The 12,935-nt window shown below is 27.9% G+C and carries 11 protein-coding genes; all 11 read right to left on the bottom strand.

The features are described 5' to 3' along the window. Nucleotides 1-42: 42 nt before the first annotated feature. On the bottom strand, nucleotides 43-396 hold the full coding sequence (locus tag IC758_RS04990; RefSeq protein ID WP_227860799.1) for a hypothetical protein: 354 nt from the start codon (nucleotides 394-396) through the stop codon (nucleotides 43-45). Between the two features lie 193 nt (nucleotides 397-589). Then, complete coding sequence (locus IC758_RS04985) at nucleotides 590-853, bottom strand: zinc ribbon domain-containing protein (RefSeq protein WP_227436676.1); 264 nt, start codon at nucleotides 851-853, stop codon at nucleotides 590-592. Between the two features lie 182 nt (nucleotides 854-1,035). Next, a complete protein-coding gene (locus IC758_RS04980; protein ID WP_227436677.1) occupies nucleotides 1,036-2,217 on the bottom strand; it encodes an NADP-dependent malic enzyme in 1,182 nt (393 codons plus the stop codon). Nucleotides 2,218-2,288: 71 nt separating this feature from the next. Continuing rightward, a complete protein-coding gene (locus IC758_RS04975; RefSeq protein WP_227436679.1) occupies nucleotides 2,289-2,837 on the bottom strand; it encodes a Fe-S-containing hydro-lyase in 549 nt (182 codons plus the stop codon). 13 nt (nucleotides 2,838-2,850) lie between these two features. Further along, nucleotides 2,851-3,690, bottom strand: coding sequence for a fumarate hydratase (locus IC758_RS04970; protein WP_227860798.1), 840 nt, complete (start codon nucleotides 3,688-3,690; stop codon nucleotides 2,851-2,853). 183 nt (nucleotides 3,691-3,873) lie between these two features. After that, nucleotides 3,874-4,353 carry a Cys-tRNA(Pro) deacylase gene (ybaK, locus tag IC758_RS04965; protein WP_227436683.1) on the bottom strand — a complete coding sequence of 160 codons (480 nt, stop codon included), beginning with the start codon at nucleotides 4,351-4,353 and terminating at the stop codon, nucleotides 3,874-3,876. Nucleotides 4,354-4,473: 120 nt separating this feature from the next. After that, nucleotides 4,474-5,172: an ABC transporter ATP-binding protein gene (locus tag IC758_RS04960; protein ID WP_227860797.1), complete on the bottom strand. Its 699-nt coding sequence runs from the start codon at nucleotides 5,170-5,172 to the stop codon at nucleotides 4,474-4,476. Continuing rightward, a complete protein-coding gene (locus tag IC758_RS04955) occupies nucleotides 5,160-5,945 on the bottom strand; it encodes an ABC transporter permease (protein ID WP_227860796.1) in 786 nt (261 codons plus the stop codon). The genes IC758_RS04960 and IC758_RS04955 overlap by 13 nt, the downstream gene beginning before the upstream one ends. Further along, nucleotides 5,917-6,912, bottom strand: coding sequence for an ABC transporter substrate-binding protein (locus IC758_RS04950; RefSeq protein WP_227860795.1), 996 nt, complete (start codon nucleotides 6,910-6,912; stop codon nucleotides 5,917-5,919). The genes IC758_RS04955 and IC758_RS04950 overlap by 29 nt, the downstream gene beginning before the upstream one ends. Before the next feature lie 122 nt (nucleotides 6,913-7,034). Then, nucleotides 7,035-8,969, bottom strand: coding sequence for a YgiQ family radical SAM protein (locus IC758_RS04945; protein WP_227831593.1), 1,935 nt, complete (start codon nucleotides 8,967-8,969; stop codon nucleotides 7,035-7,037). Nucleotides 8,970-9,202: 233 nt separating this feature from the next. Continuing rightward, nucleotides 9,203-12,751 (bottom strand): diguanylate cyclase domain-containing protein, encoded by a 3,549-nt coding sequence (locus tag IC758_RS04940; RefSeq protein WP_227855780.1) that lies wholly within the window; start codon nucleotides 12,749-12,751, stop codon nucleotides 9,203-9,205. Nucleotides 12,752-12,935 lie beyond the last annotated feature (184 nt).

The raw sequence follows: 12,935 nt of genomic DNA, 5'->3' as shown, positions 1-12,935 counted from the left end.
AAGTATTCTAAGCTTTTCTTAATCACATTTTATCTATTTGTATTATTTATTTTTTAAAATACTATTTTCAATACTGACTTTATCAAACATTTCACTATCTTTACTATTATCTATAAAAATATCACTTATATTTCTAATATTTGTTGAATAGTTACCACTAAGTCCCATCTTATCGAAATTCATATTCCCTAGCTTTTGTATCACAAATCCCATTGATGCAAGTAAAATAGCAAATATTATATACTGACTAAAGTTACTCATATAATAATTTATAATAGTATATTCATTTCCTGTGAATGCCAACTGTTTTGTAGATAGCATAGTATATATGTATTCAGTACAATTTATAAATACATATATACCATAAATAACCAACATGACAGACAAACAATACATTGTAATTGAAACCTTTGATATTTTTTTAATTGTTTAACTCTAAAAGCTTTTTTCAACTTCTCAATAAAATTTTTCATTTTAACTCCTCCAATACATTATTTAATAAAATATAATAATATTAGTATATAGAGTTAATGTGTTTATAGTATTAAGTTTTCATGAAGTTTATATGAGTTATTGATTTTGTATAAGCTTATTTCCAGCGTTTTAATTTTGGAAAGAAATTATTCATCATACTCCTTGCTTCATCTTCAGTCATACCTTTATTACTTTGAACCATAGGAGGTATACAGATTTCTATCATCTCTTCCATACTTATATCAGCAGTAAATTCACCATCTTTAAAACAATAACTACAGTAATCATCACTTTTACTTCCATCTTTATTTGTTCCATACAATTCATTAGTACATCCCATTGGCATGCCACAACATTGACAAAATCTAGTTTCTTCCATATATAATCACTCCTTGTATATTTTTCTTTGGCTCTTGACCATATTTAAATTATAGCAATATTAATATGACATGATTATGTCATATTAACAATAAAAAGACTAATAAAATTATATATTAATATATAAATTCTATTAGTCTATATTTTATTTACTCACTTAAGTTTTGGATTCTTAAATAAAAATTATATTCTATTTACTTTAGTCTTTATTGCTGCTTCTTTAACTGCTTCAGCAACATTTTTTACTACATTTTTGTTAAATACATCTGGTAATATATACTCTGGACATATTTCTTCATCAGTTATTGTATTAGCAATTGCATATGCAGCCGCTATTTTCATTTCTTCATTTATTTCTTTAGCTTTCACATCAAGTGCCCCTCTAAATATTCCTGGAAATGCTAAAACATTATTAACTTGATTAGGGAAATCTGAACGACCAGTTCCCATTATAAACGCTCCACCTAGTTTTGCTTCCTCTGGCATTATTTCTGGAGTAGGATTTGCCATTGCTAATATTATTGGTTTTTCAGACATACTTTCAACCATTTCTTTTGTTACAGTTTTTGGACCTGAAACACCTATGAATACATCTTTACCTTTTATAACATCTTTCAAAGAACCTTTTTCATTTCTTATATTAGTTACATCTAACATTTCTTTTTGAACCAAATTTAATCTTTCCATGTTGGCTTCCAGTGCACCACTTCTATTACATAATACTATATTTTTAACATTCATTTTAAGTAATATTTTTGCTATTGCTATACCTGCAGCACCTGCTCCATTTATAACTATTTCTAAATCTTCTATTTTTTTGTTTTCAATTAACTTTATTGCATTTATTATTGCTGCTGCCACTACTATTGCGGTACCGTGTTGGTCATCATGAAAAACAGGTATACTCAAAGATTTTTTTAATCTATCCTCTATTTCAAAACATCTTGGAGAAGATATATCCTCTAAATTTATTCCACCAAATACTGGTTCCATTAATTCCACAGACTTAACTATTTCATCTACATCATTAGTCTTTAAACATATTGGAAAGGCATCTACATCTCCAAATTGCTTAAATAATATAGATTTACCTTCCATAACAGGTATAGCTGCTTCAGCACCAATATTGCCTAATCCAAGTACAGCACTTCCATCACTAACTACTGCTACTAAATTACCTTTAGAAGTATATCTATAAACATCCTCTTGATTTTCATGTATTTTTAGACAAGGCTCTGCAACACCTGGCGTATATGCTGTTGATAAATCATCCTTAGTTTTAACTTCTACCTTACTTTCTACATTTATTTTCCCTTTATTAATTTCATGCATTTCTAATGCCAATTTTGCATAATCCTTAGACATCAATCTTCCTCCTTAAAATGTTTACAATTAAATTGTTTTGTATATTTAGTATTTATATAAATTTTCAAAATTTATTTACATTCATAAATTGCTCTTCCTTGTTCATAGATATTATTTCCATAACTATCTATAGCTACTGTAAGTTTAAGGTCTTCTACTACAATCTTTCTTATAGCTTCAGGTCCTAAGTCTTCATATGCAATAATTTCACATGATTTTATCGAATTTGAAATGTATGCACCAGCTCCTCCTATTGCTGCAAGGTAAACTGCTCCATACTTCTCCATACCTTGTATAACTTCTTCACTTCTTTTTCCTTTACCTATCATCAATCTAAGACCTCTCTCTAAAAGAGGTATCGTCAAATCATCCATTCTATAGCTCGTCGTTGGACCTGCTGCTCCTATAACTTCTCCTGGTTTTGTTGGAGTAGGACCTACATAGTATATACCTTGACCATTTACATCGAATGGTAACTCTTCACCTTTATTTATACAATCTATCAATCTTTTATGAGCTGCATCTCTTGCTGTATAAAGTATACCACTTAGACTAATTGTATCTCCACAATTTAACTTAGCTATATCAATCTCACTTACAGGTGTAGTTATCTTTATCATTTTATTTTTCCTCCTAAATTACTACCTTTTTATGTCTTGATGCATGGCAGTTTATATTTACAACAACAGGAATACCTGCTATATGTGTAGGAAAAGTCTCTATATTTAAACCTAAAGCTGTTGTAGTTCCTCCTAACCCCTGAGGTCCTATCCCCAATTTATTAATAGAGGCTAATAATTCACTTTCTAATTTTGCAATATTTTCATCTTCATTAAATTCGCCTAGTTCTCTAAAAAGTGCTTTTTTAGCTATTTGAGCACATTTATCTACAGTTCCACCTATACCAACTCCAATTACCATAGGAGGGCATGGATTAGGTCCAGCTTCTGAAACTGTATCAATAATAAATTTTTTAATTCCTTCTAATCCATCTGATGGCTTTAACATCTTCATTTTACTCATATTTTCGCTTCCAAATCCCTTAGCAGCAAACTCTATTTTAATTTCATCGCCTTTTACCATTTCATAATGAATAATGGCAGGAGTATTATCCTTTGTATTTATTCTACTAATTGGACTTACAACAGATTTTCTCAAATATCCTTCCTCGTACCCTTGTCTTACTCCCTCATTTATAGCATCAGTAATTGTATCTCCTTCAACTAAAACCTCTTGTCCTATTTCAACAAAAAATACAGCCATACCAGTATCTTGGCATATTGGTATATTTTTTTCCTTTGCTATTTCAGCATTTTCAACTAATATATTTAATATGTTTTTTCCAACTTCACTTTTTTCAGTTTTAGCTTTCTCTTTTATACAGCTTAAGACATCATCTCCTAAGTATAAACTAGCTTCTATGCAAAGTTTTTTTACTTGTTCAACAATTTGTTCAGATTTTATCTTCCTCAAGCGAACATCCCTCCATTACTTTATAAAAAATATTCGTAATCATATTTACACTTTACCATCATTTTTAAAATTTCTCAATATTTTTATATCAATTACATAATAGTAGTTAAATGTTTATTTTTAAGTCATTATTTATTTTATTAATCATATAATTTTTTGTCATCAATTTTTTATCTGAAATATCTATTTTTTTATTACATCTGTAAACTCTACTTTTATAAGTTTCTGTAAATCAAGTGGTGATAATTCTATTTGGTATCCTATTTTTCCAGCACTTACTATAATTGTATCTAATTGTTTTGCACTTTCATTTACAAAAGTCTTATAAAGCTTCTTCATCCCTACAGGAGAACAACCACCTCTAATATATCCTGTAAGCTTATTTATATCTTTTACATGAATCATATCCACACTTTTTTCTTTAGCTACTTTTGCAGCTTTTTTTAAGTCTAAATTTTCATGTACTGGTATTACATATACATAAATACTCTTACTAACTCCTTGAGTTACTAGAGTCTTATATACTTCATTTACATCTCTTCCTATATCATGTGCTACCTCTACACCATCTACATGTTCACTTTTGACTTCATAAGATAGTACCTTATAATCAATTTTGTTTGAATCTAAAATTCTCATAGCATTAGTTTTTACTTTAATCATACATTCACTTCCTTTTTATAAAATACGAACATTATCCATATTTTCGAATATTCTGTACTATTTTAATAGAGTATTATAGTTAAAATAATTATATTTTAAAACAACAATATTATTATAACTCTATATTAACTTCAAAACTTCATTTTTTTCCAATTCACTAGAATTTTTTAGTTCTTTTTTTATTCTCACAGGAGAATCTCCTAAAATAAAGATATTATCTGCTAAAAATAATGCTTCTTCAATATCATGAGTTACAAATAAAACAGTTCTTTTTTCTTTTTTAAGTATGTCTTTAAAATTATCCATTATTATTTGTTTATTCTTTGCATCAATAGATTTAAAAGGTTCATCCATTATAATAGTCTTTGATGGATAGATAAATGCTCTAGCAATATTCACTCTTTGCCTAAGTCCTCCACTAAGCATCTGAGGATAAAATTTTTTATATTTAATAATTCCAACCAAATCTAAATATTCATCACAAATTTTATCTAATTGAGTTTTACTGTAGTATTTATTTACAACTATCTTTATATTTTCTTCTACAGTTAGCCAATCTATTAGCCTATCTTCTTGAAATATGTAACTTACATCTAGCTTACTCCCAATTTTATTTGAACTTTCTTTAATATTTAAATTACAAGTATCATTTTCTATAATACCACTTATTATATTTAAGAGAGTAGTTTTTCCACATCCAGATTTCCCAAGTATACAGTTAACATTATCTATATAAAAATCAATATTAAAATTTTTAAATATAATATGATTATCATATTTTTTATTTATATTCTCAATACTTAACCTTATCTTTTCCATAAAAAAGCTCTCCTTGACAAAAATTTTTGAGATACTTGTAAAATGACTGATATTAAAACTATTATAATTATCCATGCAAATATCCCAGATGTATTAAAATTAATTTTTTCAGTTTGTATCATAGTTCCAATACCATATGTAGGTTGACTATATACCTCTCCTGCTATAGCGACTTTTAAGCTTAGTGAAAATGTCGATACTAATATAGATATAATTTGAAATTTTATAGCTGGTAAATAGATTTTCAACACCTTATCTATAAACCTTATCTTATACACGCTTGCCATTTCTAATAAATTTTTATCAATATTCAATATTGCTCCTAAAACACTCTCGTATAAGATTGGAAAAACTATAGTAAACCCAACTATAAAAGGTGTAGTATCTTTTTTAAACCAAATTAGTGCAAGTACTACTAATATCATCGTTGGTATTGAACGTGCTAGAGCATTAATTGGCTTTAATAAATTTCTAAAAATCCTGCTTAAGTATGCTACTATAGACAATATGATAGCAAAAATCAAAGCAAATAAAAAACTAAAAAAACATCTACCTATTGAGTAAAGTATGTCTATATAGAAATTAGAATTCAATGCTATTTCTTTGATACTACTAGAGACTTGATTTATAGTTGGCAAGAATATATCATTGTTAATTTTTAAAGCAATAATTTGCCACAAAAATAAGAGGATAACACAAGAAAGTGTTACCTCTAATTTGTCTATAAATTGTTCTTTAATTTTCTTATTTTTCAACAAAGTATATTGCTTCATCTGGCACTTTGCCTCCTACTGTTTTATCATCAAAATTAGCTAATTTTTCATAGTAGTTTTTGTAATCATTAATCATATCTTTAACTGGAATATACTTTAAATTAGCTCTTTCAAGAGCTTTGCCTATTATTTTAGGTTCAGTAGATATTTTTATCTTCTCAGAATATTTACCTAATTCCTCAGGATTTTTATTTGCCCAATCCACACTATTTGATAATTGTCCTAAGAAAGAATCTACAAATTCTTTATTATCTCTTAAAAAATCAGATTTGATAATTAATGTAGATTGAGGATATCCATCCTTTGAACCACTTACTTCTTTCCATGAATCATTTAAACTTTTTATAATTTTTATATTTGGATTTTTGGACATTAAAGCACTAAGTGCAGGTTCTGGAACAATCCCTGTTGTAATTTTTCCTGTAGCCAATAGTGGTACTAATTCACTTGCAGAGTTTACATAATTAAAATTTATATCTGCTGGATTTATATCCTTTTGTGATAAAAGACTTCTTATTGTTATATCTGGAGTAAGACCTTTCCCTGTACATCCAACTTCTTTCCCAATTAAATCAGAATAATCCTTTATATCCTCTGTTGATACTAAATAAAGAGACCCCATACCTACAGTACCAACTATATTATAACTTGAAGTTTTATTATATGCTATTGCAGCCATATTTGATGGAACTATAGCTATATCTACATCTTTTTTCATTACTCTAGTAGAAATTGCCTCTGGTGTTTTCTCAATGCTATAAATTGTTTCATATCCATCTTTAATTGCTGGATTTTCATTTGCTAATTTCGCTACTGCTACCGCTGGCAATCCATCTGGAACAGCTACCTTTACTTCTTTAACAACTGCTGGTTCTTCTTTTGGCTTTTCATTTTGTCCTTGTGAACACCCCACTAAAAAAATTACACTTAATGCTGCTGATAACATTATATAAATATACTTTTTCATCTCTTCCTCCCGAAACTAACTTTTTATAAAATAATTATATTTATTTATATTAATTTCTGTTAATTTATCGAATAATCCTTCTTATTTAAATAATTTTATTTACTATTTACCTACACTCTATTTTAATATTTTTTCTTTCTCTTACTTGGACTTTTTTGTTGTTTTTTATTGTTTCTATTATTTGCATTATATTTTTTATTTTCAGTAGAAGACTTAGACTTATTTTTATTAGAATTATTTCTATTAAAATAAGGTTTCTCATCCTTTGGTTTTATTAGACATCTATGTCCAAAACCTATCAAATCCTCTCTTCCAGCTTCAACTAGTGCAGAATATACCAAGTCATAGTTTCTAGGTGCTCTATACTGTAATAAAGCTCTTTGCATTGCTTTGTCTCGTTTTGATTTTGGGACATAAACTGGCTTCATTGTAAGTGGGTCTATTCCTGTATAAAACATTGTAGTTGACAGTGTCCCAGGAGTTGGATAAAAATCTTGAACTTGCTCTGGTTGATAATGAGTATCCCTCAAATATTCAGCTAACTCTATGGCACTATTTAGTGTAGACCCTGGATGACTAGACATTAAATATGGTATCAAATATTGTTTTTTACCTAATTCTTCATTTATAGCAAAAAATTTCTGTCTAAACTTATCATAAGTTTTTCCTGCTGGCTTTTGCATATATTCTAAAACTTCTTCTGATATATGTTCTGGAGCCACCTTCAGTTGACCACTTACATGATGTTCTATTAGCTCTCTAAGAAACTTATTATTTTTATCTGCCATTACATAATCATACCTAATACCAGAGCGTACAAAAACCTTTTTTATGTTAGGTAATTTTCTTACAGCTCTAAGTAAATGTAGATACTCACTATGGTCTGCATCTAAGTTTTTACATGGTGATGGTGATAAACATTGTCTATTTTTACATGCACCTTTAGTAATTTGTTTGTTACATGCTGGTCTTCTAAAATTAGCTGTTGGACCTCCAACATCATGTATATATCCTTTAAAATCATTTAATTTTGTTATTCCTACTGCTTCATCAATAATTGATTTCTCACTTCTACTTTGAACAGCTCTTCCCTGATGAAAGGTTATTGCACAAAATGAACAACTACCAAAACACCCTCTTGAACTTACTATGCTAAATTTCACTTCTTCTATAGCTGGTATACCACCAGATTTCTCATATACAGGATGATATGTTTTTTGATATGGTAATCCATAAACTTCATCCAATTCTTCTCTATTTAGAGGTTTCTCTGGCTTATTTTGAACTAAATACTTACTTCCATGAGGTTGAACAATTATGTTTCCTCTAAATGGGTCTTGTTCATCATATTGAATTTTAAAGGCCTCTACATATTTCATTTTATCTTCACATATTTCTTTATATGATGGAATCAATATATAGTTATCGTATATTTCTTCTAGTGTATCTGCAACATAACATGTCCCATCAATATGTCTAATATATTTGGGGTCATATCCATCATTAAGTGCATTAGCTACATCCACAATCTGCTTTTCACTCATTCCATAAACTAATAAATCTGCTCCACTATCTATCAACATTGACTTTCTAACCTTATCACTCCAATAATCATAATGGGCAAATCTTCTTAAACTAGCTTCAATTCCTCCTATTACTATTGCAACATCGCTATATGCTTCTCTTATTTTATTACAATAGACTATTGTAGCTCTATCTGGTCTATAACCCATTTTTCCACCAGGAGAATACATATCCTTATCTCTATGCTTCTTACTCACTGAATAGTGATTCACCATTGAATCCATATTCCCTGCATTAACCAAAAATCCAAGTCTAGGCTTTCCTAATTTCATAAAATCATCTGTCGTCTTCCAATTTGGTTGTGCTATTATACCTACCTTATATCCAGCATTTTCTAAAACTCTAGATATTATTGCTGTACCAAAACTATGATGGTCTACATATGCATCACCTGTAACCAACACAAAGTCTAGCTCTTCCCATCCTCTATCTATCATATCTTGTTTACTTATTGGTAAAAACCTATTTTCCATATCATCACCTGCTCAATGTATATTTAACAAATACTTTCTTAAAATTAAAAGTATCTTTTAATTTTGTTCTTAACGCTTAATTATAACACAAAAAATACTTAAAACCACAACTTAAATAATTTATATGAACGTTTTAGGTTCAATAAATCAAAATTGTGATTTTAAGTAAATCTATAATACAGTAGTTTAAACGTTTTATTCAATTAGTTAGGAAATCTTTACAAGAAGCTCATTTAAATATTTGCTTCAGACTCAACACTATTTACTTCACTACCAAATATTAAACATGCATCTTTACCATCAAACCATTTTAAAGCTGTTGCCGTTATATTTACATTTACACCAAACTTTTTGTTACGCATAAATGATTTACAAGTATCAGTTCCATCTTTTAAACAACTCATAGGGCATTTTCTACATTGTTTATTCTGATTGTTCCATAATACTTTATAACATAAATCACCTACATGTGTATCTGGGGCTGACTCAAGCATCTTTTTATTGATAAATAACAGTTCATATGTGTTTCTGTCAACAACATAAGCCCATATGTCCATGTTATCCATTACAGACTTTTGAACTTCTAAAGATTCTTCTAGCTTACTTTGGATACGCATTTTTAATAAAAACACACTAAGCGTCTTGGAAATAAATGTCAGTGTATCCACTTCATCACTGGTCCACATACGATTATATGAACATTCATCAAATCCTACAAATCCTCTAAATTCATTACCTTCTAAAATTTTACATTGTAATATTGAACATATCCCTTGTGCTTTAAGCAAATTTTTTAAATCGCTATTGAGATTATCAACATCATTACAATAAAATAATCCATCTGCATTAAAATTTAAAAGATAATTGCCTAAATGACCATAGTAAATATTCTTAAGATTATCAATTTCTGCTGTTATTCCTTCATTACACCATTCAAATGTATTTTTACAGTAGAGGTTATCATCTGAGTTTTCAAATATATAGACACGACTCACATTAAAATGTTTACCCACAATATCAAGAATCAAATTTACAGCCATTTCTATATTATTTGATTCATACAATATATCAAATATATAATTTGTAATATGTTCCTTAAAAGACCTTGCTACATTGGTATTTTCATCTGTATTTCTTGTATTTGCTATATATTGTACTTTATCAATTTTTTTATCATACAAGGCATAACGATTCTTTCCTTTACCCTTAGCTGAATAAAGAGCTATGTCCGCATTTCTAAATAACTGCATGTAATCTGTTCCATCTTTTGGAAATCTAGCAATCCCTACACTCAAAGATATTTTATAATTATATCCTTTACCTACAAAAGACCTCTCAAACGTTTTGACCAATTCCTCTGCTTTGTTCATAATATCTTTTGTTTCAGAAATATCTTTCATAAAAACAATGAACTCATCTCCACCAATTCTTCCTACTATATCAGATGCTCTAAATAAATTTATTAAATCACTTGCAATTTCACTTAATACAGCATCACCATATAAATGACCTAAATTATCATTTATACCTTTAAAGTCATCAATATCAATAATCATTAAAGTACCTTGTCTGTTTTTATCCAATGTTATATATTCTTCTATAAGTGCTTGTGATGCTTTTTTATTATATAAACCTGTTAGTGGGTCTTTTTCCGCTCTCTCTTTTAATTTTTCAGCTTCTCGTTTTGATTCATCAATATCAGTTAAACTACCTACAACTTTATAAGGTATCCCATTATCATCAAACAGTGTCGTTGCTTTTATACTAAACCATGCATAAGTGGTATCTCTAACTCTAAGTCTAATCTCACACTCCTCATACTCACTTCCTGATGAAGTGAGCTTAGTTAATAAAATAAACTTATCTATATCATCATGATATATATCAACTGATTTAATTATATTTTTCGTTGCATTTTCAGTTATAGGGTCATAACCAAATTTATTATACCAATTAGGAGAAATACTCATTTGGTCTTTTTCTATATTCCATTCAACTATAATATTTTGTGTCTGCTTTATAATAATCTCATGACGTTCTTCACTCTTTTTAAGCTCTTGCTCTAATAATTTAGCAGAAGTAATATCGACAATTACACTACATAGTACTGAGTTTCCATTTTCATCAACTATTTTTCTTCCTTTTAATAAAATCCATATAATACTACCATCTCGTTTTTCAACTCTTCGTTCGCATGCAAATGTATCATTTACTTTAAGTTGCTTATTTATATCATCAATCATTCCAGCTCTATCATCTCTTAAAATCAGCTTGATTAATTTATTATCTAATTCATCTTCTAACTGTTTACGTGTGTATCCAATCATATTTAAATAACCTTCATTTAAATATATACTATCAAAATCATCATTTATCTCAGTTATCACTATTCCACCAACAATGCTATCATTGATAGTCTCTATTTCAAACCTTTTTGAGTCTAATTCTTCTTGTATTTTCTTGAGTTCTGTTATATCAGTTAAAACTCCCTGTATATACTCATTCCCTTTACTATCTTTTATAGATTTACTTCTATCTAAAACCCAAATTATACTTCCATCTTTTTTTACAATTCTATATTCAACTTCAATTTTATCTTGTCTTTTTAATTGATTCAAAACGATACTATTAACCTTGTCTACATCTTCTTTATAAATCATATTTTTAAATTTATTTTTAAAAACTACATCTAAATCCTCTTCAGAATAACCTGTAAGTTCCAAAAACCCCTGACTTACATAAGTCATAGTCATATATTTATCTTTTAAGCAGTTTTTAACACCTCCTAATATATTATCAGTAAGTGCCTTAAATTTTTCTTTTTCATTTATAATAGTCTTAGTATTGTTATTTATAATATAAGCTATATATACAACAAAAATTAATATAACTAATAATATTTCTAATGCAAATATGTATACATCATACGAAATATTATCTGACTGAATATATACTACTTCACTTGGTACAACAGAAAAAATATACCAATCATTAATTCCAAGTGGTTGATAATTTAACATAAATTTCTTATTATCTAAATTATAGTTAGAATATCCAGATTTATCATTTTTAATATTTTCTTTTATAACTTTTAAACAATTTACTTCCTCACAATTATCCTTATTAAAAAGTTTAAATACACATGATAACATTTTGCTATTTTCGTTTGTATTTTGAGCAATTACATCTCCATTTTTTTTGGCAATATAAACGTGTGCTTTTTTATCAAATGCAGATAAGCCTAATAATTCATTCAATTTAGTTGAATCATAAGCTCCACTTAAAACACCTGCTACTTTTCCATCTTTATAGATAGGAGTAGCTAAAACTATTATTTCTTTCTTATCAATAATGGATTTTAAAGATTCTGATATGTTTTTTTCTCCATTTTTAGCTTTTTTAAAATAATCTCTATCTTTTAAATTAGTAATAATTCCATCATTAGAATAACTTTTTCCATCCAGTGTAGAAACAGACATTCTAATTAAAGAACTTCGCTTTACTCCAGACTCCATTAAATTAATCATCATATCATTATTTATATTATCTAAATTTCCCATAAAACTAGCAATAGATTCAAGCATGTCAAATTGACCACTAAGTTTTGTCTTAAGATTAATTATGTTATGCTCCGTAAATTCTGACAAATATGTATGCGTGGTCTCTTTCAACTTATTATCCAATTTAAACTTAAACTTAAAAATAGCCCCACAGGTTAAAATAATTATAATAATAAACAAGATACTAATACCTAAAATTTTTGGCTTTAGTCTGTTCACCATACTCACATCCTCATTACATATAATATATTATATGTTTATATTATATCTTCCTATTTTTATACATATTTTATTTCTTCCTATATTAGAATCAAACAACATATAGTTAAATTTATCTATAAAATTTTCATTTTACACTTCTTTTAATTATATATTAATTGATGTATAAAAATTATTCTCTTTTGTA

The sequence above is a fragment of the Clostridioides sp. ES-W-0016-02 genome, assembly GCF_020641035.1.
Taxonomy (GTDB): Bacteria; Bacillota; Clostridia; order Peptostreptococcales; family Peptostreptococcaceae; genus Clostridioides.
Note: the sequence above shows the minus strand (reverse complement) of the source record. Positions and strands in the feature narration are given on the sequence as shown.